Raw genomic sequence first — 26,271 nt, forward strand, 5'->3', positions numbered from 1 at the left:
AACTCTTTTTATTTAAAATTCTCAATTGAAGGCTGTGAAAGATCTAGGTTCTCTTTTAGAAAATTATACATTTGGTCATAGGCGTTTTTTTGGTTAAATTCGCCGCTAACTTTGGCCAGTGCATTTAGTCTTATTTGTGATAAATCGAATTCGTCATTAATTATCCTACTGAGCTGCTGAGCAATATCTTCTGGAGAGTTTTCCGGTACAAGAAAGCCCTCCACTTCATGTGTAATTAACTCCGGAATTCCGCTATGAAAAGTTGAAACTGTTACGATACCGCTAGACATCGATTCCATTAATGAAACAGGAATTCCTTCCATATCACCATCGCTTGCAGTTTTCGATGGTAATAAAAATACATTAGCGTTGCTCAGAAGCTCTTTTACTCTCGACTGCGTTTGAACACCATGGAACTTTATTGTATTTGAAAGCCCTAATTCACTAGCTAACTCTTTCATTTCTTCAAATAATGGCCCCCCTCCCACTAAATCGTACGTAAAAGGTATATTTGTATGCAATTTAAGCAAGCTCATTGCTTTGATGGCATCATCAATACCTTTCTTCTCGACCATTCTAGCGACAGAAACAATATTGAAAAAGTCACTTTCCGACGGCGCTGAGTCAACGAAAGTAAAGCGAACAACATCAATCCCCATACGATTGACCATTGTTTTACTTTTATCAGCACCTAACTCTATCAGCTTTCTTTTCCACAAATCGCTAATTGGAAATAAGGCGAATGACTTACTAAACAATTTCCTGTAGTCCGCTTGATATGCTTCTAAGTTTTTCTTCTTTGAGATATCTGCACCATGGAATACTGGAATAAGTTTACCTTGAAGGACACCAGCGTCCATAATTTTCATTGCCGTAACACCAGCAGTACCGAAGTGGGCTATTATATAGTCGAATTCACTTTTTTCTTTTTTCTTCTCAAGTAGTGGGAGTAGTAAGTTCTTAGCTACACTCCCATATTTGAAGTAATTTAATAGCCTAAAAATTTTTGGATTAAATAATGATGAACCTAAAGAAGTAATGCGACTGGTAAATTTGGCTTTCGTTTGCTCAGATAGATAAATTGTTTTTTTGTCCAGTCCGTATTCGATAACTTTCTCATGCATATTTTCGTAATCGCCTTTAATTAGCGAAATAATGCTTATTTCTATTCCTCTATCCATCAAGCCACAAATTTGATCAATTACAAATGTTTCCGAAGGCAGTGGAAAGCGATTAAGAAAATAAAGCACACTAATTTTTTGGTTTTCCATGATATAACAATCCTTTTCGAGGTACATCTCTACAATATATTTGGGATAACAATACACCCGTAAACTACATCATGTTTATTTCAGATATACATGTTAGCTTCATGATTGGAATAAAAACTCAGATTGTTAACTTTATATTACAATTCCAAGCCATCAGTATATGTATGTGCTTGCGTCATCTCTCCGTTTGGGCGGATATATCTGACCTCACAGTCCATACTGAACCCGGTCTTTTCTTTTACAGTATTTCTGGCTAGTGCTATTAGGTAAAGAACATCTTTACTTGACGCGCCCCCAAGATTGACAATGAAATTTGCATGCAAGGGAGATAGCTGAGCATTACCTTTCCTAACACCTTTTAAACCCGCTTTCTCTATAGCAAACCCTGGAGGTCCAACAACGTCGTACATAGCAGGGTTAGACAGGAAGACAGAGCCACAGTTTGGAAGTTTACGGGGGAATTTTTTTCTACGACTCGATAATATTTTTCGCATCTCATTGCGCACTAAAGAACGTTCTTTTGTTTCTAACTTTAGGGTCACCGCAGCAATAATTACTGGTTCGCCCTGAAAAGGAGACTCACGGTAAGAATGTTCAATTTCATCTGCATTGATAGTACGTGACTCCCCTTGGAGTGACATCACAATTACACTTTCAACGTTCTCTAAGATTCCTCTTCGCTGGCTACCACCGTTCATGTAAACCAAGCCACCGATACGCCCAGGTATACCACAGATGTGCTCTATGCCACTCAAACCATGTCGATATGAATGGTAAGCTACTTCGGGAACCCATGCGCCTGCCTCACAGTAAATTCTATTTTCACTAATAGAAATCTTGCTTAGCCCATTGCCAATTTTTATAAGAATCCCATTAAAACCGTCATCGTCAAAAAGAAGATTTGAACAGTCACCAATTACCAACCGTGGAACATCTTCGAATGTACTGGTGATTGCTAATGCCTCTTGTAAACCCTCAAGAGAACGAGGCGTAATGACACATTGAGCTAAACCTCCAATCTTCCAGTAGCTTAGTTTATTCAGTGGGACGAGGTACTCTACCTCGTCCTTGAATTTGGCGTTTAGTTGCTGTTGCAACTCAAACGGCAAATGGAGTTCCATACGATTATCCTACTTTTGTATTTCTATATGAATGCCAAGTTGTGCAAGTTTACCTTCGAGATTGTTGTAGCCACGAAGTGCCATTTCTACGTCGTTAACTACTGACTTTCCTTCTGCACATAAAGCAGCCATAACTAGCGCCATACTTCCACGTAAATCAGTAGACGTTACTTCTCCCGGTATAAAAGCACCAGGCCCACGCGTAGTGATCTTACCTTCTTCAGTTTCAACCACTGGCACGTCAATTAGTTTTTGAAGTTCATCTGCATATGCTATGCGCTTTGGATATCTATAGTCGAATATTCGTGAGTCGCCTTGAGCGACTATTCCTAAAAGGGTATAGAAAGACTGCATATCGGAAATAATGCCAGGATGGGCACCACAAGCTAATTCGAAAGATTCGACTTGACCATTTTTAATACAATCTGGTGAAAAGTAAATGCTATTGGAATTACTTAAAAAATCGATACCCATTTTTTTCAAATGTAGAAGCGGAACTTCCATAGAGTCAAATGGAACGTTATTAATTAAAAGAGTACCTTTTGAAAGAACGCCATATACTAACCAAGTTAATGCCTCGATTCTGTCATACATCACACTTTTTATAGTGCCTTTTAAATAGTCGACACCCTCTACAATAATATTACTACTGCCGTTTACTTCAATCACGCTTCCCATTCTACGAAGGAAATCAATAAGGTCTTCAATTTCTGGCGTGATGTAAGCATTAATGATTTCTGTTTTACCTACAGCCATACTCGCACATATAAGGGCGTTTTCGGTGCCACCTACAGTTGAAATTGGGAACTTTATTTGACCGCCAATAAAACTCTTTCCCTCTATATGTATGAAGTCAGGCTCTTCTGTCACTTTACAGCCCAATGACTCCCAAACCATAATATGAAGGTCGTATCCACGACTACCAATTTTACAACCTCCGGGGTAAGGAATTTTCGCACTTCCAGATCGCTTTATTTGAGCAGCCGCAAGAAGATAAGTCGTACGAATTGGATAATCATAAACGTCGAGCTCTGTAGATGTTATTCCCTTACTGTTAATGCGTAGCGTTTCAGCTTCGTCATCCACAATGATTTCAGCACCAATATTTTGAAGAAATCTGATTTTGTGCTGCGCATCCACTAATTGTGTTGGAAAATTTTGAAGTATTACTTCCCCATCCGAAATACACGCAGCAGCAAGAAGACGAGTAGCTGAATTTTTTGCTCCGCTTACGTTTATCGTTCCTTGTGGAGTTTTTCCACCTTCAATAATTGCTTTCATATACTATCCTATTGTTAACTTTAGATTTTTAAATGAGGTGATTAAAACGTTAGATAGACATCGGTCGTTTTGTTAACTTTCTATTAAACGCTCTAACAAAAAACATTCCCGTTGCGATTAACCCTGCCTTTTTAATCGAATATATTATCCAAGAAGGCTTGTTATTTTTGTGTTTCAAAGAAAAAAGAAATTGCTCCGATACTCTTTTCTTGAACCAATATTCGCCTAAAAATTCTTTATGTTTATACGCAGATCCTAATCGTTTATCGATTTGTTCAGGTTTCATTTTGCGTACTTTTGCACCAATACCATCTTCATTTTGAAATCTATACAAGAAAATGGGGTTAGGCACATTTACAAATGTCACTCCTAGTTGGAACAGTCGAACGTACATGTCCCAATCTTGTCCATTATTCAACGATTCATCAAAGGTGTTTTTTAGAAGCAACTCACGCTTGGCGCTAAAGCCGCTCATTCCGCAATATGTGTTACCTCTCAGTAGTGAGGATTTGGTAACTGAAGTATCTTTGTTAACTACAACTACGTCCTCTTTACCCAGTTGCTTAAAACCAGAAACACAAGCATCTGCGCCAGCTCGAAACTGCTCACTTAAGATAGTTAGGTATTCAGGTAGCCAAATATCATCATCATCAAGGAAGGCAACCACGTCACCACAGGCATACTCAACGCCTAAATTCCTCGCTTTATTCGCGCCACAAGAAACATTTTGTCTACAATATTTAGCATTAAGCGAGTTAATAGCTGGCATAACACTGTCGTACGAACAGCTTGAATTGTCGTCAATAATAATTATTTCATGCGGCGAACAAATCTGGTTTTTAACCCCCTCTAGGGCTTCTAATAAGCAATCAGGGCGATTGTAGGTGGTTATTACTACTGAGATTTTTAAACTCACTGGGTATCACCTTCTTTGCCAATTATTTTTAGTAGTGAAATAGTATTTTCCGCAATCCTGTCCCAATTGAATTCATACAAAAATGCACTTTGATCTAAGTCTAAATTCAGGGAATCTAAATTCGTTATCTTTTCAGATAATGCTGACGTATCACCAACTGGAAAGTAACTGTCTTCGGGGGCTTCAATATCTTTATTCGGTAAAATATCACTTAATAATACTGGCGCACCCGCACTTATGGCTTCTAGTGCCACTATAGGTAGTCCCTCGTGGTATGAAGGCAGAACGAATACTTTCGCATGTTTGTAAAGCGCCTTTAGTTCATCACCCGATCTTCGCCCCGCGAAAATTATATTTTCGCTTGCCTCTTCCACCAAAGAAGAGGCGTACTCATCTTGGTGATCGGCTTTACCCACAATCACCAATTTCAAATGGCTACTTGACGCCTTATAAGCAGCAACAAGATCGTGAAAGCCTTTCTCGGGTACTAATCTACCTACTGTTAAAATATAACCTTGTGAAGATATACAGAGTTCTTTAGGAAGCGCACTTGCCGCTATTGCCCCAGTAAATGACGGAAGCATTCCATTTGGCACATAATTAATTTTTTCGGCTTGCTTCGGAAATTGTGTTTTTAGTTTTTGGGTAAGTGTTTTACCCACTACAAACATTTTGTTGGAAAAAAGCACACCCATTTTTTCGCCAGTTTTGAGTATGAACTTTGCCAGGCCATTCCACTTTTGCCTGTCATAATCGGCACCGTGGTGAGTAACCACTACTTTCATTCCTAATAATCTTGCTAATGGTGTAAACAAAGCAGGGCCAATAGCATGAAGATGAATAACATCTGGATGCACAAATATTCTAGCGTATAAAATAGCGAAGAAAGTATGCATAAACGTTTCTAAAAATTTATGTTGTAACGTCCATACACTTATTACGTTAACGCCTTTATAAGTATACTTTTTTTGATTTACATAAGGCGATCGTGCAATTACTGTTACCGTTACACCACTTTCAACCATACGAGGATACAACTGCTGACAATGGGACTCTATTCCACCCATAACATCAGGTATTCCACGTAATCCTATTGCACATATCTTCATATTACCTCACGAACTTCATGATTTGCTTTTCTGTCATGAACTTTAGAAAAAATTGGTTTTTTAGCCGATGCTGATGAAAACACCACACCTATCAATATGGCGAAGAACACTAGCCCTTCAATATTCCACAATGGCATTGTGGCCATATTCATGATTAGAAAGCCTACAATTGAAAAGGCCACTATTTTAGATAACCCCTTATTGGCAATTTTGAATGCTTGTTGCAAGCAAAATAAACACATGAAAATAAAGGCAGAGAACCCTATAACACCATATTCATACAGGTTTGAAACGTAGGTATTGTGTGCGTATTTAGCAAATACACCTTTCCAAGAATCGGGCCCAAACCCAACCATCTGATTTAGCATATTTGCATTTGCAAATGCATCTATATATTGGCTCCAGATAAACACCCGGGCAGACATAATGTCTTTTTCTGCTTCGCTAAAATAAATTGGTGCTTTAAAAATGATATCTAAATTACTTACTAATAATCCAACGTCCGCAAAGCGCTCTCGCATAGTAAAAGAAAGCAACATAAAAGCGCTAACTAAAAACATGATTACAATAGTTAATACCGGCGCTTTCTGAGATGGCTTTAACCTTTGCTCAACCAAAGTAAAATAAAATACAGCGGCAATTGGCAATATAGTAAGAATAGCGGTTCGGTAGTTAACTAATACAAGAAGAATAATAGACAATGTAAACAAGCTGGTTCTAAAGCGAATCGTGTTTTTTTCTGTAAGCCCTACAACAAATATAAAGCTCACTATTATCATAGAAAAAGCCGCTTCGTGGTTGTATCCACCAATGTAGCTAGTCGAACCATCAGCTTCTGCCGCCTTTGCTTGGCCAAATACTATTGACAAAATTTGAAGCGTAACCGGCATAACAAAAGCAACCAGCAACTTTTTAAACGTTTCATTCTGCCCTTGGCTGCGGATAGATAGGAACAACGCCCCCGCTAACACCAAGAAATAACACCATTTTACCAATACATTAATGGTGCCGGGTATTTGCATATTCACAAAGCCGCTTACTGCAATGGCAGTAAAAAATATATAAAAAGGAAACAGTTTTTTTAAGGTAAAAACAGCGGTAGGAATAAGCAGTAAGCCCAAACCCGCTACGCCTATACTTCCCAATGCGTTAATTGAAAAGCCAGCTACTAGTGGCGGGTAGGTAATAGTATGAAATGCAGATAAGAAGTAGCGCAACCATATTGCGCAAATGGCAAACGCTAAATACTTATTGCAATTACCGGTAATGGTTCTATACACCATTATTAGGCTAACCACCCCTACCAGTAGTTTGATTGCTTCAAACATAATTAGTTAGTCTTCTTTTTCTAAAATGGCACTTACGCGCTTGTGGAAAGCGGCATAGGAAAACTGCTGCGCGCACGCTTGGCTTTTTTGAACATATCGCGATCGGTTAGCACTACCTTTGAATAACACCAACGCATCAGCAACACCTTGGGCGTTATTTAACTCGCACAGTATGCCATTCTTTTCTTCGCTGGCACCAGAAACTTGGTACGGGTATTGTTCGGCAATAATTTCAGCTGGGCCCGACTCGCAATTTGTTGCAATTACCGGCTTGTTGAAACACATGGCTTCCACAATGGCATTGGGGAAACCTTCTGCATTACTGGTTGAAACAAAATATTCTGCCTTGGCCACATAGGGGTAAGGGTTTGGCTTAAAACCTAAAAAATGCACTCTATCTGCAATGCCAAGTGTTTTAGCTAGCGCTTTTAGCATGGCCTCTTCATCGCCCACGCCCAAAATAACTAAGTCTTCAACAATATCGGCTTTCGCATAAGCATTTAGTAACAGTGAAAAGTTTTTGTTTTTAACTAACCGCCCTACCCCAATAATGTATGGCGCTTTAGGAATGTCGGTTACCGCTTCACTTGCTAGTTCATGAAGCTGCGCAATATCGTAAGGGTTATATAATAAAGATACTTTAGGCTCTGGCACCGCATAGTTTTCAATTAAATCGGCTTTTACACCTTCAGACACAGCCACCACGTTATTGGCACGCTTGTACAAAAGCTTAACTAAAAAACGGCTAATTCCATCTTTTAAACCACCCGATAAATGGCTAGTAGTATTTACACGTTCGCTAATAATGGCGCAGTAACCTAACGATTTTGCTATCGCTATATTTAAGAAATTACTACGCGTTAAAAAACTAAAACAAACTTGAGGGTTTAAAGAAGCAAGCAAAGGCTTTAATTGTTGATAACCGGCTTTAAGGCTGCCATTACTGGTAAGTACTGTTTTGGTCACATAAGGGGGGCACTGCTGACTTTCTTCAAGCGTGTCTAGTAATACAAGGTGAACAGGTACGCCAGCGTCGGAAAAATACGTTTCCATTATAGCCAGCAACTTTGCCATAACCCGTTCAGCACCACCGCCTTCAAGGGAATTAATGATAAACACCACGGGGCGGTTACTTTTCAGCATGAAACGTCATCTTCCTTGTCTTTAGACTAAATGCTAGTGCCAAGTTTAGCACAGCTCTATTTTGGTTTTGTAGTAAAATTACAACATTACGGCACCAGTACGTTTGCTGAACCACCTGTAATACGTATATTGGTAATAATTTAGCTATGCGTGTTGCAAGCATCTTGCGTGCACGCTTATTTCTTACTATGTGCTTACGTTACTATTATGCACTTAACCGTTAATGCGGTTACTCACTAAAACCATACATGAAACATGCCAAATGTGGGCATTAATGTATTTTCCTGCCTTACCTTGTTGAAATAACTTTTAACTTTTGTATAAGTTTGACACTATCAATTTACTGCCACATGTTTAATATACTATGAAGTGGTTAACGTTTTCTTACAGCTATTTATTCTAATAAATTCGTCTCATTATGGTGCATTAAGGCTCAACTGGCATGACAACCCGCTACGCGCGTAAAACTTACCGACGAACCTGTATTTTTGCCTTAACGGGGCTGTTTTTCGGTGTGGCATCTTTGGTTATCGCGCAGCAGAAAAACATATTCACTGAAGAGGTTTACAGCCGGGTTGAAGCCCTATTTGGTAAACGCGGTGCGTCTGATGTTGCAAAGTGGCGACAACTAGTAAGCAATATTGAGAACGACGATATTGATGAAAAACTTTATCAAGTGAATCGCTTTTTCAATCGATTCGACTTTGTAGATGACCTAAAGCACTGGCGCCAGCCGGATTACTGGGCCACGCCAATCGAGTTTATTGCAACGGGCGCTGGCGACTGTGAAGATTATTCAATCGCCAAATACTTTTCGTTAATAGAACTTGGTATTCCAAAATCGCAGCTTCGGCTTATGTATGTAACCGCGTTAGAGTTAAACCAACCTCATATGGTGTTAGCCTATTACCCAAGCCCTACCTCTGTTCCTTTAGTGCTTGATAATATTAACCGTCGCATACTGCCAGCAAACCAACGGCGCGACCTTGCACCTGTTTATAGCTTTAACGGTGACGGTCTGTGGGCTGCGAAGTCTATGGGAACAGGCAGAAAATTAAGAGGCAGCGGCCCCATGAAAATGTGGGACGACATGATAGATCGTTTAAACAGCGTAATGCTCGGAGATACACAAGAACAATGAAATTATCTACCCAACTAAGCGTTAGCTTGCTTATTTTTTTACTGGCCGTGTTCGCCGGTTCCTTTTTTATTAACGTAAAAATGACCAAAGAATACGTGAATGAACAACTTGCTACCCACGCACAAGACACTGCCACATCGCTAGGCTTAGCCATGGCGCCTTATTTGGCACAAGAAAATGGTCAGGCGGTGGCTGAAACCATGGTGAACGCCATATTCGACAGGGGCTACTACCAAACTATTTCGGTTAAAGACGCCAGCGGGAATACTCTTATTCTTCGGCAAAATCCGAATAAAATAGATACGGTACCTAAATGGTTTACCGAAGCTGTACACGTTACTCCACCGGTAAAAAGCACCGAGCTTAACGATGGTTGGACAATAGCAGGGCAACTTACCGTGCAAAGCCACCCAGGGCTTGCGAATGAAAAGCTATGGGATAGCATTACCCAAAGTGCATTAATGTTTTTTATTGCCTTTATTATTGCCTACTTGGTGCTGCTGGTTATTATTCGCCAAATTACAAAGCCCTTGGAAATTGTTACGCAAAAAATAGGCGATATTCAAAACCAAAAGTTTTCTGAAATTGACTACCAGCCTTTTACTAAAGAATTTTCTTTCATCACGCTAGCCGTTAATAAGTTGTCTAGAGCGGTAGAAAGCATGTTTAAAGAACTTACTGCACGGGCTGAACAATTTAAGGCCATTGCGTATGGCGATAGCCTAACGGGGCTTTCTAATAGAAATGCCTTTAATCGACACATGAATGCACTATTAAGTGGCGCTGCTACGGTAGAACAAGGTTACGTGGTGTTAATAAGGTTAACGCAGCTTGCACGGGTAAATAATTTGCTGGGCGGCGCTGAAGGCGATGAATATGTTAGTGCTGCGTCAAAAGTGTTGAAAGGTGCAATTAAACAATTCCCCGATAAAGTCACCTTGTTTAGGGTGTCGGGTTCCGACTTTGCTTTATTAATGGAAGCGGTATCGCAGCAAGAGTGCGAAAAACGACTAAAAAGTCTAGCCCAAGACATTAACCAAATAGACTTCCTTAAAGATGGCGATAAAACAGCGTGGATTGGCGCGGCTAAGTATTCCAGTGAAAATAGCTTTAGTGAAGTAATGGAAAAAGCAGATAGCGCCCTATTAGCCGCCACTAAGCTAGACAGAGGTTGGCAGTTTGCTTCGGAGCTAACCTACATTCATAGCAATACCGAGTGGCGTGAAAGGCTGAACAACATTCTGTTACAACAGTATGCTGACATTTTAATACAGCCTATTTTTAGTACCGAAAATAATGCCCCCTGTTATTACGAAGGGTTCGCACGCTTTAAAGACGTTTCTACCAATACCGATATACCCATGTCGCAGTTAATTCCTGCTTCAGAGCGGCTGCACCTTATTCCCCAAGTAGATAGGCTGGTAACGTCGCTGGTAGTCAGTAAACTCATGTCCTCCCCTCATACGGTAGCGGTGAACGTTGCTACCGCATCAATAGCGAATGCCGACTTCTGTCAATGGCTTAAAGGTTATCTTCTTGAACACAAGTCGTTGTGCGATAGATTGGCGTTTGAAATTGAAGACTCCGCCATTATTTACTACCGGGAAGCTACCCTTAAATTTTGCGACATGGTGAAAAAAGCAGGGTGCACAATAACTATTGAACATTTTGGCGACAATCTTGCATCATTAAGTGGGTTAAGGGCCATTCAGCCCGATTTTGTAAAAATATCCGGCAAATTGACCAAAGATATACACGAAGACAAAGACAATCAGCTATTCGTTAGCAGCTTGGTAAGTATTGCTAATGGGTTAAACATTAAGGTTATTGCGGAATTGGTTGAAAGCGAACTTGAAAGCGGCGCGCTTAACAAGCTGCAGGTTGTTTATCAGCAAGGTTTTCACTTTGCAAAACCTACAGCTTGGCGGTTAGGTAACTAATTTTCCGCTTAAAAAGCTAAGACAACGCGCGTTCATTTGGTATACAATGCCTTGTGTATGCAAACCCATTTTTTGATGTAGGAACTATTATGCGTAATAGATTTATTTTTTCTTTAGTAATAAGTGTACTTATTGCTATATCGCCAGTGGCCATTGCGCAAGACAGCGCAGGTAGCGCTCCAGGTTTGCAAATTAGAAACCAACTATTAACTGCCATTGATAGCGGCACACCTGCTGAAGAAGCATCAGTTACCGTTAGCAATGATGTGCTCGCGAATGGCAGTGTTGCTATTCCGGCTGAAAGTTTACCTTTTTTACAAACTAACCAAGCTTCGTTCGAAAGCATGGTGGGTTTACTTGTAGATAACGCTACTGGGTTTGAATTAGCCATTGCTGGCTTTGCGGCACTACCTGAACAGGCATCACAAGTGGTTACCATTGCGATGATTATGTTTCCAGAAAATGCCAACGAAATCTATAACGTTGCATTACAAACCGGCGTTGTTAGCGCAGAAGATGCACTATTAGCTGCCATTAATGCAGGCATTGATACCTCAACACTTACCGCTACAGCGGCGGGTGCTGCTGGCAACGACGTATCACCACTAGGCGTGGGTACTGGTGCAGCCGGTGCGGGTGGTGGCGACACCACGGTTTCAGCAAATTAGAACGTTAAATTAACTAAAACTCTGTGTTGGTGATCGTTAGTGGTAGTAAGAAGTGGCGATAGTGAATGCTGAGTAATAATAATAGAAAAACCGAAAAGCTTCTTTTCGGTTTTCTTTTATTTACCCTTTTTTGGCTGCCTATTCCTTTAGGTGCCAACCGTCCTTGGGCGTGGGCACTCATGCAAGTGTCTATATTCTGTATAAGTGCATCTTTAATAGCCTTTCACTTCAGGGCCGTAACTCTGGTAGTGCGTCAATACCGCTTTTTCGTTCTGCTTTGGGTGTTGTTTCTTGCTTGGCAGTTACTTAATTTAATTCCCCTACCCGCATCATTTGTTGCCAGCCTTCGGCCCGAAAAAATTTTACCTGAATACGCTAACGTATCGGCTGGTGCTCGTTGGTTACCCCTTAGTTTTGATGTAGGCCAAAGCCAAATAGTATTTTTGAAATCCCTTTGTTACTGCCTGCTTTTTTTCAGTGTTTTAGCTTTAGTACGATCAACATCTCGGTTGAAGCTAGTGCTAATTAGCATTAGCGCAAGCGGTATATTTCAAGCTATTTATGGGTCGCTCGAGGTGCTATCGGGCATTGAGTACAGCCTAGTGTTCAAACAACCCGTTAGTCACATTGCTACCGGCAGTTTCATATACAAGAACCATTTTGCAAACTACTTGCTGCTTACGTTAAGTGCTGCGTTAGGGTACCTCATTGCCAGTTTAGGTGATGACGATGGGCTAACAAAACGAGAGCGACTTAGAAAATGGCTTAAGTTTTGGCTAGGTAATAAAGTGCTGTTTCGTATTGGCATTATTATTATGGTGATTGCACTGGTAATGTCTCGCTCAAGAATGGGTAACACCGCATTTTTTGTCAGTATGACCATAACGGCGGCATTAGGATTATGGTACTTCAAGCCTAGACAAAAAAGCTACATTGCCTTATTTGTTAGCATGCTAGTTATCGACATTATGATTGTAAGTAGCGTATTTGGGCTAAACGAAGTGAAAGAGCGCCTTGAGCAAACCGACTTAACCCATGAAAGCCGAGATGAAGTGGTTACCGATACACTACCTTTGTTAGCAAAATACCCACTAATTGGCACAGGTGGCGGTACCTTTTATACCGTTTACCCCCAGTTTCAAAGTGAGAGCATTCAGCACTTTTACGACCATGCTCATAATGAATACTTACAGTTTAGTATTGAGTTTGGCGTTATTGGCGCACTACTAATGGGCATATTTGTGCTGTTTTGCGGCATTAATGCCTTCAACGCTTTTCGTCAGCGACACCATCCCCTTCCGCGCGGGGCCGCGTTTGCGTGTTTTATGGCTATTATTGGTATGGCAATGCACACAAGCGTAGACTTTCCCTTACAAGCGCCGGCTAACGCTGCTATCTTTATTACTCTACTTGCACTAGGTGCAATAAGTAACCGAATTCGGGTTCGAAAATCAACAACACGTAAGCACAAATCGTAAAATTAAGGTTTTTAATAAAAGCCTAATTAGAGATTTAATTAAGTATTTATTAATGGATTCAGTTATGGAAAATCAGTCGTGGTGTTAAAAGTTAATCACCCCATTCAGGAAGAACCCAACGTAAAGCATATGCTAGAAAGAATGCCCAAGCATGTGGCCAACTCGTTTAGTGAAGAACAGCTTACCCATATTAATACCGCATTGGCAGGCAGGCGTTGGGGCAAGCATAAGTTAGACTTACGCGGCACCCTAGGTATTGGCCGTAGCCGCTTTTATTTTGTGCTGTTAGGCGGTAAAGATAAACGCGATCCTTCCCGTATAGAAAGTAAAATTGGCCAACTTACGTTAGCTTTCGGTTTTACTCTGTTTCTTCTATTTTCATTGCTGGTTGGTATGGTACTGCTGTACATACTAAAATCGTGGCTGGGTATTAACTTATTCGAAAACTTTTCACTAGGCTTGTGGGATTGGCTTAAAAGCAAGTTTTAAATGCGAGCGTAATAATATTATTTGTAAGTAATGCAGTTGGGAATGCGTTTTCTTACTGGGTAAGTGGCCAAGCGCATCCATCGGCATGCTGGCTCTTCTGCGTTATAGTTCACAATACTTTGCACTATAGCTTCCCTGCTATGGGGGTTTATTAGCCCTAAATTCATATGATGTTTTAAGGGCTGAATAACCTTAATGTATTCAGGCGAACGTGCTGCATAATTGGCTAAGCCAAACTCTACAATAAATTGATGGACTATAGCGTCTTGTGGGCCTACCTGAATGGCTTTTTTCATATATTGATAGAAAGTGTCGTCTACTTCGTTACGCTTCCATTTAACCGACGCTAAGCCCACCCAGCTTGCTGGCCAAAGCGGCCGTAGCAATAAGCTTTGCTGATAATTGGCCGCCGCAAGATTCAACATGCTTGCTTTATTGCTATCAGCCGTGCCATTTGCAGTAAACGCTTGCCATTCATAAAGCTGGCCACGCATTTGATAATAAAGTGCGTTATTGGGGAACATGGAAATAGCGGAATCTATTTTGGTAATAGCATCGCTTACTTTGCTAGCTGTTACGCGTTCAGGATTACTCTGCCAAGCATTTAATTGATTGTTCACCCGATAATAATAATTACCCGATACAAAAAACTGTGCACTCCACACTACGCCCCACGCAGCAGTAATGAAAAACACGCTACGAGCAATGCGTTTTATCGCTAATTGATGATGCTCATACACGCTAGCTAACGCCACTACCTGCCCCTACTATTTCACCCGGTGTAGTAACGAAAACTTGCTGAGCATACGCGGCGTCTACTGCCGACACCACAGCAAAGGCTTCGCCCATGTCATTGGGTCTTCGAAGCGTATCGTGGGTATCAGACGCCACTACATGAAAGCTTTTATTGGCTAGCAGTGTTAACGCAAAGTTCTGTACAGGCTCACCGAATCGGCCTGTAAGTGCCCCCGCAGTCACTTGAAACCAGCAGCCTATGCGCTGCAACCAGTCGAACTTGTGTTGCTCGCGCAGTAGCTCTCGGTTGCGTTCAGGGTGTGCAATAAGTGGCTGCACGTTGTTTTTTAATAACCATTTTATTAACGGCTCTAGCCCCGATGGCACATGGCTATGAGGCATCTCTAGCAGCATCACTTTCTTGCCGTTAATCTGGCCTAAAAAAGGCACCGCGTTTTGCTTTATCCATATAGGAATATGCTCCGACACACGAAGCTCGGCAGCGTACGATAAGGTAAGGGGAATTTTTTCATCTTGAAGCGCTAACACAAGTTCGTTATACGCTTTTTCAATAATAGCAGGCGTATTATCGAAGAAACCAGGGTGTATATGTGGGGTACAAACCAAATGCCTCACGCCGCATTCAAGTGTTTGTTTGGCCATGTCAATCGACATGGCCATGGTTCTGGCACCATCGTCAATGCCAGGTAATATATGACTGTGAAGGTCTATCAATTAATTATTAGCTGTCCTTATGACTAGTATAATCATACTGATCATAAAACCCGCCGTACCTCTGTGCTACATCAGACTTTCGTAAGTCTACTTGATTTAGCACTACCCCATCAAGACGATGACCCACTTGTAAGAAACGAGACAGCCCAGTATTAATGATTTTTTCGCTCGTACTGTCGGCACGTACCACGTAAATAATAGAGTCGCACGAGTTAGCAATTACCATTGAATCACTTACCGCTTGGGTAGGTGCTGTATCTACCACAACATATTTATATTGGGTCTTTAATTCTTTAATTAGCGCATCGAAGCCTTTATCGGCCAGCAACTCTTGCGGGTTAGACGGTATAGTACCTGCCGAAAGAATATCGATATTCGCTTGTTCGTCACGCACCAAACATTCATCGAAACTGTGCGTTTTAAGAATAAGGTTAGCTACGCCTGGCTGGTAGTTAGGAATATTAAACTGCTTTCCAATACTTGGGCGGCGTAGGTCGGCATCTATTAATATGGTTTTGTCTAACTGACCTAACGCGAATGCCAGGTTAATAGACACGGTAGTTTTACCTTCCTTCGGCACACTAGAGGTAACCATAATAGCCTGATTGCCTTTATCTAAATTCAATAACGACAAACTAGTACGTAAGGTTCTAACCGATTCTGCGAACTGATGTTTTTTACCGTCGAAATAAGTGCGAATAGGTAAGTTAGTTTTCTTTTTATGGGCAAGCCAAGGAATTAAACCCAACATACGCTGGCCTAACTTACGCTCTACATCTTCTACCGAGCGAATACCGCTATTAAGGGTTTCCATGGTAATGGCCAAAAACACGCCAAAGCCAATACTAAATACAAAAGCCGCCCCAATTAACAATTTTTTATTCGGTTCAGAAGGTACCGATGGCACAACTGCGCTATCTAACACTCTAGCGTTAGCTGATTCAAAACCACCTAATTCATCGGTTTCCTTCAAACGGGTAAAGAAGGAATTGTACAACTGCTGGTTAATATCAACATCGCGCTGAAGGGCTTTGCGCTCATTATCTAAAGCTGAAAGACCTCGAAACTCTGCTTTTGCCACTTCTACTTCTTGTTTCAATTGCGCAACGCGCTGCTCTGAAACTTGGTATTGGGTAGTAATACTAGAAATAAGATCGCGAGTTTGCGTATTTAACGTTTCGCGAATGGAAGACAGCTCAGCATTTGCCGCAATCATCTTAGGGTGCTTAGGGCCATATACTTTGCTAAGTTCAGACACGCGGGTCATGGCTTTAGCTTCGTCGCGGCGTACCCCTTGGATGGTAGGGTGATTCAGTACTTCTGGTAACCGAGCAATGTCGTCAAGCGTTACGTTATTGCGAGTTTGTCTGTATATTACCGCGTTTAACTTTAATGCGGTTTGGGCATCAAGTAACTGCGTGCTTAAACGCTCTAGTTCGTCGGCGGCAAGGCCTACTACACCATCTATGTTTACTACTTGATTGCGTTCATAAAACTGCGATAGGTTCTTTTCAGCAATATCGAGTTTATCTTTTAAGCCTTCTAAGCTTTCGGTAAGAAACGACGTTGCTTTAGCGGTCATATCAAGCTTGGCTTGCAAATAGTTTTCAATGTAAACATCGGCAATAGTATCGGCAATTTCAGCCGACAAGGATGCAGATTCGGTGGTTACAGAAATCTTCATTACCTGGGTGTTATCTACCATGCTTACTTCTACAGCGCGCATTAATCTGAATACTGCCGAACGTTTTTTAGCGGCGATAATTTGCGCTTCTGTGCGCGCTACCACTTCTTCTTGAGGCAGGAACGGCAGCATGTCTTTTGCACTGTCTATAAGCGAGTCAATCGCGCTGGGGCCTTCTTCAGGCGGCATGAACTTATCGTTTAAGTGTAAATTCATCCCCTCTACGGTACGCTCGGCTATTTGGCGCGAACGTAATATTTCGTATTGGGTTTGCATGTAGTCTTTACGCTTAGTATCTAAGCCATACACTTCTTCTATTGAAACCACATTCGCGTTTTCAGAATCGACCAATATAGTGGTAGACGACGTATAAAGTGGCGTCATTCGCATTACCAGCAAAGCCACCAATATGGTGAATGCTATGGCTAACGAAACAATGCGAAAAGCGTAGCGTTTCAGTATGCCAAAATAGTGCGCTATATCGATAGTTTCACTATCTAGCACGCCATGATTCACATCGTCCCTTTGATTTACTGCCATGTTATTTTTGTATCCTGAAATTTTTGCTAATTAGAAAAAGCGTTGGTTAACGGTAATGATATCACCGGGCTGAATCATGTCGCTTACTGTTACGGTAAAGCTACGTGATGTGCCATCTTTTTCTCGAACTATTGTTATTTTATCTCTTGCTGCGCGCTCGGTGTAACCGCCTGCCAATGCTGCCGCCTTATTTACCGACAAACCGGGCTGGTAAGGGTAGCCACCAGGGCGTTTTACTTCGCCGTCTATAAAGAAGGGGCGGTAGTCAATAATAGTAACCGACACCGACGGGTTTACTAAGTAGTCCCCCTTTAAGCCTTCGTAAATAAGCTGCTCTACTTCGCCTAATGTTAACCCTACTAATTTAACTTCACCCATAAACGGGTAATTAATAGTGCCAACATCGGGCAATCGTACTTCCATCGACAAATCGTCTTGGCCAAATACATTAATGCTTATTCTGTCACCAGAGCCCAATTGGTAGCGGCTCATACTTAAATTGCCTTCTTGTGCAAGGGCATTGAACGACATCACTACAACAAAAAGGAATGCGAAAATACTGTTTACACTTTGCTTCACAGGCTAACCTCGGCAGATAAACCAATTATGCTTCTATCATAACCTATCGTATCTCGGTTACTGTCTCTATCATTTAATGTGTAATACAAAGAGAAGCTTAAATAACGACGTGCTTGATAGTTTAACGCGGCGGTATAACGCATTAAATCGTCTTCACGGTTGGCAATGCCTTCGTCGTCTAATACATATTCATCAGTAAGTTTGCTGATACTGGCCGACGTACTTAAGCGCTGAAGCCACTCATGCTCCCATGATGCTGTGTAATCGCGACCACGAATGAAATTACCTTCACCATTGGTTTCACGTGTATCGGCACTGGTAGCAAAACGAAACGTTGAATAGGTAACAGGCTGCCATTCAACCCCGGCTTCCCAATCAACACCATAAAACGTACTGCGGGTTGCAGATTCAAAATCTTTTTCCGTGTAACCCACTTTTGCAAAACCAGTTGTTGCGGCGGTACTTTCCCACGTAAGACCACCTAAAACACGTAGCGTGTCACTATCTAGGCTTGAGGCTGCTGACAACTCACGGTCGTAACGGGTATAAGTATTGGTTACATCAATAACTAATGCTGTTGAAGGTGCAATTTTATAGGCAAACTCAGCGCCTATTTTATTCTTAGCACGATCACGAAGCAGGTAAGCTTGTTCTTCTCGGTCATAATCTAGCGTTTCGCGATTTGCCTTAAGCGTAAGCATGCCATTCGAGGTTAATGCACCGTAACTGTATTCGGCACCCGCATACATACTTTTAAACCTATCAGGCGTAGTAATGTCGTTGCCGGCCCCTAGTGAAAAACCAGTACCGCGATCTTCGTGCCCATCTTCATATTGCGCTGTTCCACTAAGGCGATGACGACTATTTAGCTCATACTCACCGGTAGCTTCAACAAAATGATCGGTGTAATCATCGGCACTACTCGAGAAGTACACGCCGCGCTCTAATCGATAACCAAATTGAACAGGGTTACCATCAACTTCTGTGGCGGCAATTATTTCTGGCGATAGCGTTGCCCGCCAGCTGTAAATTTTAGGTTCACCATCACGAGCGTAAGCTACGTTATCAACATAACTCATTGATGTGTTGAAGGTGGGGATAATGTCGAATTGGCCTGCTTCAATACGGCCAGCCTCTTGTGCATTCGATATGGCGCTAATTACCGACAGTGCAACAAGGCCTGTTGTCCTTTTAAACATACTCGCTCCTAAAATTTTTTTGGTTTTATTCGGGTAAATGTTGGGGTAAAACAGTGCAACATTTGCTTCAGTGCTCAAAAAAACAACACCAACCACCTTTATTCAACCGATTTGAGTGTGATATCTATAATCTTTCAGTTATATGCCGCTAAACATGCTAATTCTGTGCCACACAAGGTTTAGCCCCCTATTGTGTTGGCTGAATCAGTCGTACTCACGCAGCCGTCCCACTAAAAGCGCGACATTCAGGCCACCCCATCACCGCTGATAGCATAGCTATTAAATATTGCAGCAATGTGTCTGTTTTTCCGGCTTGCTTGCTACATGCGCAGCCTTGCTACAGAGTTTTGAATGAAGTTTCTAATGTGGAAGCTGAAGAGTAACCGCACGCAGTATAAAGCTTATAGGTTATCTTACAATATCAGTTAGATAATTGCTTTCAATAGTTTTGTAATAAAATTACAACCTGCTTATACTATGGTTAAGCTGAAAGAGTGGTAACATCACTTAATCGGCTTTTTGTTAGCGTAGTGTGGTTAACCCCCTCTTCATGTTTTCAATTTTTTGTTTTCGAAAGCTTTCCGGTACACATTTTGCTTTAGTTTTAACTAAAGCCTTAATAAACGCAGTGGTCTTTTGCTTTATTGACAATTGAAGTCGGCGTGAACTTTTATTTCTTAGAGATACTTACATGGATAATAAAGTAGCACCTAACCAAGTCCTCAAATCTCACGAGGTTGAACCCAATGCTTCGGGCGGGCTAATAGTTAGGAACCAAAGTGGTTTTTCAACCATTTATAGGCTTATTGATTTATGCCTTGTGACCTTACTTTATTACGCTTCAGCATTTTATTACGACAGCCCCGTAACGGCTGGCAGCCTTCTATTCCTATTTGTTTACGTTATAAGTTTCCAGTTTTCGGGTGAATGCGTAGAGCTTTATCGTTCTTGGCGGGGGCACAGAACACCAGAAATGTTACGTGCAGCAGCTATAACGTGGGCGCTTAGCATGCTAGCAACAATGGCGTTCGGTTTCTTTTTCTTTGGTGATATTAGAATTACGCCCCCTGGTGTAATTTTATGGTGTGCATCATCGTTTGTTGCGGTTATCGCGTGGCGCTATGTTATGCGTAAGTTTTTATTTCGCCTTCGCCGTAGCGGTTTAAACTCGAGAAAGTCGATTGTTATTGGTGCAACCCAATTGGGTTACAACATGGCTAATCAAATTATGGGGAACGAACATTTAGGTATTCGTTTCTTAGGCTTGTTCGACGATAGAAGTGAAGATCGCTTACCGCACGAGTTTAAAAACCAAGTATTAGGCAATATTGAGTCGGCTATTGAAATGGCTAAGCGCAATGAAGTGGATTATATCTACATTGCTCTTCCAATGAGTGCAGAGAACCGTATTCGTCACATTCTTGAAAAGTGCAGCGACACTACCGCTAACGTTTATATTATTCCTAACTTCTTTATGTATAACTTGCTTAATGCCCGCTGGCAGTCGATTGGGTCGGTACAAGCGTTAAGTGTATACGACACGCCTTTCCAAGGTGCTAGCGACATTTTAAAACGCTTTGAAGATATTGTATTAAGCATTTTAATATTAATGATGTTGGCCATCCCTATGTTAGGCATAGCCGCGGCAGTTAAGCTTACTTCTAAAGGCCCCGTTATTTTCAAACAAAAGCGTTACGGGTTAGATGGAAAACAAATTACGGTTTATAAGTTCCGATCTATGACCACGCAAGACAACGGAGATGTGGTTAAACAGGCTACTAAGAATGATGCTCGCTTAACCAAGATTGGTGGCTTTTTGCGTCGCTCTTCTATAGACGAACTTCCGCAGTTTATAAACGTTCTGCAGGGAAGAATGTCAATTGTAGGCCCCCGCCCCCATGCGGTAGCGCACAACGAAGAATACCGTAAGCTTATTACCGGTTATATGCTGCGCCACAAGGTGAAGCCAGGCATTACCGGTTGGGCGCAGGTAAACGGCTTACGTGGCGAAACAGAGACAGTGAACAAAATGGTACAACGCGTAGAGTACGATTTAGACTACATTCACCGTTGGTCTGTTTGGTTCGATATTAAAATTGTATTTATGACGGTATTTGGTGGGTTAGCGAATAAGAACGCCTACTAAACTTATTAGTTACAGCTCGTAAAATTTGACAAACGAAAGCCTCAACATTCTATGTTGAGGCTTTTTTGTTTCTACCAATGGGGATATGTTAACTGTAATTGCACACACTAAGTAAAACTTAAAGGCAATTTAAATGGTTATTTTACATTGCAGTTTTTGGTGCCTTACGTGTATAAATAAGCAACAGTCATTACATTTCAAGGCACGTAATGAAGTACCTATTACTGATTAGTACGTCATTCTTACTTACTGCTTGTTACTTATTACCTACACAACACCCTTCGCCTTGGTTAGTGATTGATACTTTTGATACTAAAACGCTAACTGGTTGGCAATTAGCCGACACGCAAAACGATACTACCCCCTTTTTAGAAAATGCCCAAGTTACTGAAATTCGGGTTCAAGATTCAGATTCAGCGTCAAATTCAATTAAAGATACCTCCTCTACTGTGCCCAGTGTCAACAATGGCTTCTTATTTAAAAAACCTGCGCCAGATGGCGTGGTAGGCAATAGAAAAGCCCTTACGTTCAAAGCCCTACCCCAGCCAATTCCTGTTGGTGAAACTTATAGCTTTTATACAAGAATTCGCCTTGAGCGCTTTCCTAATAACCATGCTTTTGGCATTAGCAACATGCACCCTGCCGACATAATTAAACATGGTTACAACGCATTTGAACCTACCCTTCGGGTTACCGATAAGGCGGAATCTAACGGTTTTAAAAACAATGGTAGTCTGATGGTTAAAATAGACAGCGAAGACAAGTATCGCCAATATGCCAGTGTAAAAAATACTGACAACAACAAAGATGCTAAGCCTTTAAAAGAAGGTGTATGGTATAGCATTTGGTATGTGGTTAATAACGCCACCGTTAAAAATGGCGGGCAAGTATATCGTGTGTATGTGAAAGGCGGCGAGTTTTCAAGCCAATCGCTAGTTTACGAAAATGCCAACTTCAGAATGAAGCGGGAATTACCCCTGATTTACTTTTTGGCTAACTGCAATACAGGGCCAATTAAACAACCTTATGGCAATGGGGGGTTGGCTTATGATGATATTTATATGAGCGAAGGGATTAATTTAACCGTACCCTTTTAGCTCTAGCCTAGCATTGGATTTACACTTGCTTAGCACTGATCGTTAGCGTCTTGAATAAATTTCGAGCTATTAGGTGTCTGGTGTTTTTACACTTTTCTATTTGCGGCGTTCGACTATTCAGGTTTCACCGATATGCCGCTAACTATTGAAAACGATTTTATATTTCTAAACGCCAGAAACGAAAAAAGGCGAGCATCCTGCTCGCCTTTTTCCGAAAGAACTTAAACTTAATTAGTTAATAATTAAGCTAATGCGCCTTTAGCCGCATCGACTAGTGCGCTGAAAGCCGCTTTGTCATGTACAGCGATGTCGGCAAGGATCTTACGATCGATTTCAACAGACGCTTTTTTCAAACCGTTAATGAAACGGCTGTATGACATACCATTTTGACGTGCCGCAGCATTAATACGTGCAATCCACAATTGACGGAATTGACGCTTGCGCTGACGACGGTCACGGTAAGCATATTGACCAGCTTTAGTTACGGCTTGTACCGCTACGCGATAAACACGTGAACGAGCACCGTAATAACCTTTTGCCTGCTTGAGGACTTTTTTGTGACGTGCACGTGCTACCGTGCCGCGTTTTACTCTAGCCATTAATCAGTCTCCTAAGTCTATACGTACGGCAACATGCGCTGAACCAATTTGGTATCAGAATCATGAACCAGTTTTTTGCCACGAAGGTGACGTTTACGCTTAGAGCTCTTCTTAGTCAAAATGTGACGTAAGTGAGACTGTTTGCTTTTAAAGCGGCCAGAACCCGTTTTCTTAAAACGTTTGGCGGCACCGCTTACAGTTTTCATTTTAGGCATTGCTAAAACTCCGCATTGTTAATATCGACGCTGGGTATGCAGTTACCGTTTGTCGGTTAATGTTTAGCCGCAGGGTGTTTTGAGATTGCAGTACCTCAAAAACTTTTAGACCACTACGACTTCTTAGTTGGGGCTAGCACCATGATCATTTGGCGGCCTTCCACACGACGTGGGAAAGACTCGCACACAGCAATCTCTTCTAAATCCGCTTTAACACGGTTTAGTAGTTCAATACCGATCTCTTGGTGCGCCATTTCACGTCCGCGGAAACGGATCGTAACTTTGGCTTTATCACCACCTTCAAGAAAGCGACGCAGGTTGCGCAGTTTTACCTGGTAATCGCCTTCATCAGTGCCAGGGCGGAACTTAATCTCCTTGACCTGAATTTGCTTCTGTTTTTTCTTCTGCTCTTTTTGAGCTTTACTTTTTTCAAAGAGGAATTTGCCATAGTCCATAACTTTACAGACTGGCGGCTCAGCATTCGGACTGATTTCTACTAGATCAAGACTGGCTTCCTCAGCAAGTTTCGTCGCTTCTGCTAACGTCACAATGCCGGCTTGTTCACCATCTTTGCCAATTAAGCGAACTTCTTTGGCTTTAATTTCATCGTTTATGCGGGCTTTGTCGCCCTGAGCCTTGTTATTAGCGCCTTTAATGTGCATTCCTCCAAACATTTAATTCTTCTGTTTGCTTACCGCCTGTGTAATGTTCAGTACTGGTAAGCAAACACCGTCGTGTAGTATACACGAAAACCCTCAAACTATTTAATGGTCTTTTCTGCCACTTCCTGATTTGCCATGGCAATAAAAGATTCCAGGCTCATTTTGCCTAGGTCGTCGCCACTGCGAGAGCGTACTGCTACTTCGCCAGCTTCCATCTCTTTATCACCTACTACTAGCATATAAGGAACACGCTTGAGAGTGTGCTCGCGGATTTTAAAGCCAATCTTCTCATTTCTCAAGTCCGACTTTGCTCTAAATCCACTTTTTTGCAGTTTTTTTACACATTCCTGTGCATATTCGCCTTGGCTATCGGTAATATTTAGAATTACCACCTGCTGAGGGGCTAACCACAGCGGGAAAAAGCCAGCGAACTCTTCGGTAAGAATACCGATAAATCTTTCTAATGAACCTAAAATAGCTCTGTGGATCATTACAGGCACTTTACGTTCGCCGTCTTCAGCTACATAAGTAGAACCTAAACGACCCGGCATAGAGAAATCTAGCTGAACCGTTCCACACTGCCATGCCCTATTCAGGCAATCGTGCAATGTAAATTCAATTTTAGGGCCGTAAAACGCGCCTTCACCTGGCTGATATTCAAATTCAATATCGTTGGCTTTAAGTGCTTCGGCTAATGCGGCTTCTGATTTATCCCAAATTTCGTCACTGCCAACGCGCTTTTCAGGGCGAGTAGATAGTTTAACCGCTACTTTTTCAAAACCAAATGCTGCATAAGTCTCATACACCATCTTTATACAGCCACTTACTTCTTCTAGGATCTGTTCTTCGGTACAAAAAATATGAGCGTCGTCTTGGGTAAACCCACGAACGCGCATTAAACCGTGTAGCGCACCAGAAGGTTCGTTACGGTGACAGCAACCAAACTCAGCCATACGCAACGGAAGGTCACGGTAAGACTTCAAGCCCTGGTTAAATATTTGAACGTGGCCTGGGCAGTTCATTGGCTTAATAGCATATTCACGCTTTTCAGATTCGGTAGTGAACATGTTTTCGGCGTACTTTTCCCAGTGACCCGATTTTTCCCACAACGAACGGTCCATCATTAATGGGCCTTTTACTTCGTCGTAAGTGTAATCGCGTAATTTTTCACGCACGAACTTTTCAAGCTCGGTGTAAATAGACCAACCATCGTTGTGCCAAAACACCATGCCCGGCGCTTCTTCTTGCCAATGGAACAAGTTCAACGCTTTACCAATTTTACGGTGGTCGCGCTTTTCAGCTTCTTCTAAGCGCTGTAAGTAGGCTTTAAGTTGCTTTTTATCAGCCCATGCGGTTCCGTAAATACGTTGCAACATTTTATTGTCGCTGTCGCCACGCCAGTATGCACCGGCTACTTTCATAAGCTTAAAGTTTTGGCAAAATTTCATGTTAGGCACGTGAGGGCCACGGCACATGTCTACGTATTCTTCATGATGGTATAACCCTGGGCGATCATCATGGCTGATGTTCTCGTCTAGAATTTCCATTTTATAAGTTTCGCCGCGTGCTTCGAATGCATCGCGTGCTTCTTGCCAGCTAACTTTGTTTTTAACCACGTTATAGTTAGTTTTTGCTAGCTGAAGCATACGCTTTTCAAGCTTTTGGATATCTTCCTGAGTAAGGCTCTCTTCCATATCAACATCGTAGTAAAAACCGTTGTCGATAGTAGGGCCAATCGCCATTTTGGTATTAGGCCAAAGTTGCTTAATAGCATGGCCTAACAAATGCGCGCAGCTGTGACGAAGAATTTCTAAGCCGGCTTCGTCTTTAGCGGTAATAATTTGTAGTTGAGCGTCTGACTCAATAAGGTCTACTGCGTCTACCAATTCGCCATTCACTTTACCCGCAATAGTCGCTTTCGCTAAACCTGGGCCGATATCGTTGGCAACATCTAATACAGAAACTGATTGGTCGAAAGCGCGCTGGCTTCCATCAGGAAGGGTAATTACTGGCATGATATATCCTTTACAGTGGTGACGCCTACTCTGCGCCACTTGCATCTTTAATTATAAAAACACTCATTTTGGTGTTTACGCGTAGTCGTTATATTCATTACATAAGCGGAAAGTGCTATATAAACCATATAAGCCTTATAACCGTTTACTCTTTGCCAACACGCATACTTGGGTTGGCGG

23 protein-coding genes are annotated in these 26,271 nt (G+C 41.8%); 7 read left to right on the forward strand and 16 right to left on the reverse strand.

The annotated features are described in order from the left end of the window. Nucleotides 1–8 precede the first annotated feature (8 nt). The 7 genes from FLAVO9R_RS10245 to FLAVO9R_RS10275 form a co-directional block, all read right to left on the reverse strand. Nucleotides 9–1,271 (reverse strand): glycosyltransferase, encoded by a 1,263-nt coding sequence (locus FLAVO9R_RS10245; RefSeq protein ID WP_159530999.1) that lies wholly within the window; start codon nt 1,269–1,271, stop codon nt 9–11. Between the two features lie 137 nt (nt 1,272–1,408). Further along, nucleotides 1,409–2,392: a UDP-N-acetylmuramate dehydrogenase gene (murB, locus tag FLAVO9R_RS10250; RefSeq protein WP_159531001.1), complete on the reverse strand. Its 984-nt coding sequence runs from the start codon at nt 2,390–2,392 to the stop codon at nt 1,409–1,411. A 9-nt stretch (nt 2,393–2,401) separates the two neighbouring features. After that, complete coding sequence (locus tag FLAVO9R_RS10255) at nt 2,402–3,673, reverse strand: UDP-N-acetylglucosamine 1-carboxyvinyltransferase (protein WP_159531002.1); 1,272 nt, start codon at nt 3,671–3,673, stop codon at nt 2,402–2,404. Between the two features lie 49 nt (nt 3,674–3,722). Next, nucleotides 3,723–4,589: a glycosyltransferase family 2 protein gene (locus FLAVO9R_RS10260; protein ID WP_159531004.1), complete on the reverse strand. Its 867-nt coding sequence runs from the start codon at nt 4,587–4,589 to the stop codon at nt 3,723–3,725. Continuing rightward, nucleotides 4,586–5,698 carry a glycosyltransferase family 4 protein gene (locus FLAVO9R_RS10265; protein ID WP_159531005.1) on the reverse strand — a complete coding sequence of 371 codons (1,113 nt, stop codon included), beginning with the start codon at nt 5,696–5,698 and terminating at the stop codon, nt 4,586–4,588. Before FLAVO9R_RS10265 ends, FLAVO9R_RS10260 begins: the two co-directional genes overlap by 4 nt. Continuing rightward, on the reverse strand, nt 5,695–7,026 hold the full coding sequence (locus tag FLAVO9R_RS10270; RefSeq protein ID WP_159531007.1) for an O-antigen ligase family protein: 1,332 nt from the start codon (nt 7,024–7,026) through the stop codon (nt 5,695–5,697). The genes FLAVO9R_RS10265 and FLAVO9R_RS10270 overlap by 4 nt, the downstream gene beginning before the upstream one ends. 6 nt (nt 7,027–7,032) lie before the next feature. Further along, the gene (locus FLAVO9R_RS10275) at nt 7,033–8,169 is read right to left on the reverse strand and encodes a glycosyltransferase (RefSeq protein ID WP_159531009.1); all 1,137 of its coding nucleotides are present in this window, start codon (nt 8,167–8,169) and stop codon (nt 7,033–7,035) included. Nucleotides 8,170–8,611: 442 nt separating this feature from the next. Between FLAVO9R_RS10275 and FLAVO9R_RS10280 the strand changes: the two genes are divergently transcribed. From FLAVO9R_RS10280 to FLAVO9R_RS10300, 5 genes are all read left to right on the forward strand, one after another. After that, nucleotides 8,612–9,310, forward strand: a complete 699-nt coding sequence (locus tag FLAVO9R_RS10280; RefSeq protein WP_159531011.1) for a transglutaminase-like cysteine peptidase — start codon at nt 8,612–8,614, stop codon at nt 9,308–9,310. Then, complete coding sequence (locus tag FLAVO9R_RS10285) at nt 9,307–11,250, forward strand: bifunctional diguanylate cyclase/phosphodiesterase (protein WP_159531013.1); 1,944 nt, start codon at nt 9,307–9,309, stop codon at nt 11,248–11,250. Before FLAVO9R_RS10280 ends, FLAVO9R_RS10285 begins: the two co-directional genes overlap by 4 nt. Before the next feature lie 89 nt (nt 11,251–11,339). Continuing rightward, entirely contained in the window at nt 11,340–11,918 is a 579-nt protein-coding gene (locus FLAVO9R_RS10290) for a hypothetical protein (RefSeq protein WP_159531015.1), read from the forward strand. A gap of 65 nt (nt 11,919–11,983) precedes the next feature. Further along, a complete protein-coding gene (locus tag FLAVO9R_RS10295; protein ID WP_159531017.1) occupies nt 11,984–13,396 on the forward strand; it encodes an O-antigen ligase family protein in 1,413 nt (470 codons plus the stop codon). A gap of 78 nt (nt 13,397–13,474) precedes the next feature. Beyond that, nucleotides 13,475–13,885, forward strand: coding sequence for a 3-phosphoshikimate 1-carboxyvinyltransferase (locus FLAVO9R_RS10300; protein ID WP_159531018.1), 411 nt, complete (start codon nt 13,475–13,477; stop codon nt 13,883–13,885). Between the two features lie 17 nt (nt 13,886–13,902). Here the strand turns inward: FLAVO9R_RS10300 and FLAVO9R_RS10305 are convergent, their stop codons facing one another. Genes FLAVO9R_RS10305 through FLAVO9R_RS10325 form a run of 5 tightly spaced genes read right to left on the reverse strand, consistent with a single transcriptional unit; the run spans nt 13,903 to nt 19,357 of the window. Continuing rightward, entirely contained in the window at nt 13,903–14,640 is a 738-nt protein-coding gene (locus tag FLAVO9R_RS10305) for a VpsP family polysaccharide biosynthesis protein (RefSeq protein WP_159531020.1), read from the reverse strand. Continuing rightward, on the reverse strand, nt 14,627–15,355 hold the full coding sequence (locus FLAVO9R_RS10310) for a tyrosine-protein phosphatase (protein ID WP_159531022.1): 729 nt from the start codon (nt 15,353–15,355) through the stop codon (nt 14,627–14,629). The genes FLAVO9R_RS10305 and FLAVO9R_RS10310 overlap by 14 nt, the downstream gene beginning before the upstream one ends. 7 nt (nt 15,356–15,362) lie before the next feature. Next, on the reverse strand, nt 15,363–17,579 hold the full coding sequence (locus FLAVO9R_RS10315) for a GumC family protein (RefSeq protein ID WP_159531024.1): 2,217 nt from the start codon (nt 17,577–17,579) through the stop codon (nt 15,363–15,365). 30 nt (nt 17,580–17,609) lie between these two features. Continuing rightward, nucleotides 17,610–18,110: a polysaccharide biosynthesis/export family protein gene (locus FLAVO9R_RS10320; RefSeq protein ID WP_201299299.1), complete on the reverse strand. Its 501-nt coding sequence runs from the start codon at nt 18,108–18,110 to the stop codon at nt 17,610–17,612. 44 nt (nt 18,111–18,154) lie between these two features. Beyond that, entirely contained in the window at nt 18,155–19,357 is a 1,203-nt protein-coding gene (locus FLAVO9R_RS10325; RefSeq protein ID WP_159531026.1) for an outer membrane beta-barrel protein, read from the reverse strand. A gap of 691 nt (nt 19,358–20,048) precedes the next feature. Between FLAVO9R_RS10325 and FLAVO9R_RS10330 the strand changes: the two genes are divergently transcribed. Together FLAVO9R_RS10330 and FLAVO9R_RS10335 are read left to right on the forward strand one after the other, a co-directional pair. Then, a complete protein-coding gene (locus FLAVO9R_RS10330) occupies nt 20,049–21,503 on the forward strand; it encodes an undecaprenyl-phosphate glucose phosphotransferase (RefSeq protein WP_159531028.1) in 1,455 nt (484 codons plus the stop codon). A gap of 209 nt (nt 21,504–21,712) precedes the next feature. Continuing rightward, nucleotides 21,713–22,600, forward strand: a complete 888-nt coding sequence (locus tag FLAVO9R_RS10335; RefSeq protein WP_159531030.1) for a hypothetical protein — start codon at nt 21,713–21,715, stop codon at nt 22,598–22,600. A gap of 242 nt (nt 22,601–22,842) precedes the next feature. On the opposite strand, the gene rplT is transcribed toward FLAVO9R_RS10335, so the two are convergent. From rplT to thrS, 4 genes are all read right to left on the reverse strand, one after another. Beyond that, nucleotides 22,843–23,199, reverse strand: coding sequence for a 50S ribosomal protein L20 (gene rplT / locus FLAVO9R_RS10340; RefSeq protein WP_013784592.1), 357 nt, complete (start codon nt 23,197–23,199; stop codon nt 22,843–22,845). Between the two features lie 17 nt (nt 23,200–23,216). Continuing rightward, complete coding sequence (gene rpmI / locus FLAVO9R_RS10345) at nt 23,217–23,414, reverse strand: 50S ribosomal protein L35 (protein WP_012518091.1); 198 nt, start codon at nt 23,412–23,414, stop codon at nt 23,217–23,219. Nucleotides 23,415–23,527: 113 nt separating this feature from the next. Further along, nucleotides 23,528–24,076: a translation initiation factor IF-3 gene (infC, locus tag FLAVO9R_RS10350; protein WP_126873690.1), complete on the reverse strand. Its 549-nt coding sequence runs from the start codon at nt 24,074–24,076 to the stop codon at nt 23,528–23,530. A gap of 98 nt (nt 24,077–24,174) precedes the next feature. Further along, nucleotides 24,175–26,091 carry a threonine--tRNA ligase gene (gene thrS / locus FLAVO9R_RS10355; protein WP_159531032.1) on the reverse strand — a complete coding sequence of 639 codons (1,917 nt, stop codon included), beginning with the start codon at nt 26,089–26,091 and terminating at the stop codon, nt 24,175–24,177. Between the last annotated feature and the right edge of the window lie 180 nt (nt 26,092–26,271).

The organism is Alteromonas sp. 38 (assembly GCF_902506055.1).
Taxonomy (GTDB): Bacteria; Pseudomonadota; Gammaproteobacteria; order Enterobacterales; family Alteromonadaceae; genus Alteromonas; species Alteromonas lipotrueae.

What these genes read in the sequence shown, in the direction of transcription:
- infC (WP_126873690.1), bottom strand. Translation starts at nt 24,076, where the DNA reads ATGCACATTAAAGGCGCTAATAACAAGGCTCAGGGCGACAAAGCCCGC.
- rpmI (WP_012518091.1), bottom strand. Translation starts at nt 23,414, where the DNA reads ATGCCTAAAATGAAAACTGTAAGCGGTGCCGCCAAACGTTTTAAGAAA.
- FLAVO9R_RS10245 (WP_159530999.1), bottom strand. Translation starts at nt 1,271, where the DNA reads ATGGAAAACCAAAAAATTAGTGTGCTTTATTTTCTTAATCGCTTTCCA.
- FLAVO9R_RS10280 (WP_159531011.1), top strand. Translation starts at nt 8,612, where the DNA reads ATGACAACCCGCTACGCGCGTAAAACTTACCGACGAACCTGTATTTTT.
- murB (WP_159531001.1), bottom strand. Translation starts at nt 2,392, where the DNA reads ATGGAACTCCATTTGCCGTTTGAGTTGCAACAGCAACTAAACGCCAAA.
- FLAVO9R_RS10265 (WP_159531005.1), bottom strand. Translation starts at nt 5,698, where the DNA reads ATGAAGATATGTGCAATAGGATTACGTGGAATACCTGATGTTATGGGT.
- FLAVO9R_RS10270 (WP_159531007.1), bottom strand. Translation starts at nt 7,026, where the DNA reads ATGTTTGAAGCAATCAAACTACTGGTAGGGGTGGTTAGCCTAATAATG.
- FLAVO9R_RS10320 (WP_201299299.1), bottom strand. Translation starts at nt 18,110, where the DNA reads ATGTCGTTCAATGCCCTTGCACAAGAAGGCAATTTAAGTATGAGCCGC.
- FLAVO9R_RS10295 (WP_159531017.1), top strand. Translation starts at nt 11,984, where the DNA reads ATGCTGAGTAATAATAATAGAAAAACCGAAAAGCTTCTTTTCGGTTTT.
- thrS (WP_159531032.1), bottom strand. Translation starts at nt 26,091, where the DNA reads ATGCCAGTAATTACCCTTCCTGATGGAAGCCAGCGCGCTTTCGACCAA.
- FLAVO9R_RS10330 (WP_159531028.1), top strand. Translation starts at nt 20,049, where the DNA reads ATGGATAATAAAGTAGCACCTAACCAAGTCCTCAAATCTCACGAGGTT.
- FLAVO9R_RS10325 (WP_159531026.1), bottom strand. Translation starts at nt 19,357, where the DNA reads ATGTTTAAAAGGACAACAGGCCTTGTTGCACTGTCGGTAATTAGCGCC.
- FLAVO9R_RS10315 (WP_159531024.1), bottom strand. Translation starts at nt 17,579, where the DNA reads ATGGCAGTAAATCAAAGGGACGATGTGAATCATGGCGTGCTAGATAGT.
- FLAVO9R_RS10285 (WP_159531013.1), top strand. Translation starts at nt 9,307, where the DNA reads ATGAAATTATCTACCCAACTAAGCGTTAGCTTGCTTATTTTTTTACTG.
- rplT (WP_013784592.1), bottom strand. Translation starts at nt 23,199, where the DNA reads ATGGCTAGAGTAAAACGCGGCACGGTAGCACGTGCACGTCACAAAAAA.
- FLAVO9R_RS10335 (WP_159531030.1), top strand. Translation starts at nt 21,713, where the DNA reads ATGAAGTACCTATTACTGATTAGTACGTCATTCTTACTTACTGCTTGT.
- FLAVO9R_RS10255 (WP_159531002.1), bottom strand. Translation starts at nt 3,673, where the DNA reads ATGAAAGCAATTATTGAAGGTGGAAAAACTCCACAAGGAACGATAAAC.
- FLAVO9R_RS10290 (WP_159531015.1), top strand. Translation starts at nt 11,340, where the DNA reads ATGCGTAATAGATTTATTTTTTCTTTAGTAATAAGTGTACTTATTGCT.
- FLAVO9R_RS10275 (WP_159531009.1), bottom strand. Translation starts at nt 8,169, where the DNA reads ATGCTGAAAAGTAACCGCCCCGTGGTGTTTATCATTAATTCCCTTGAA.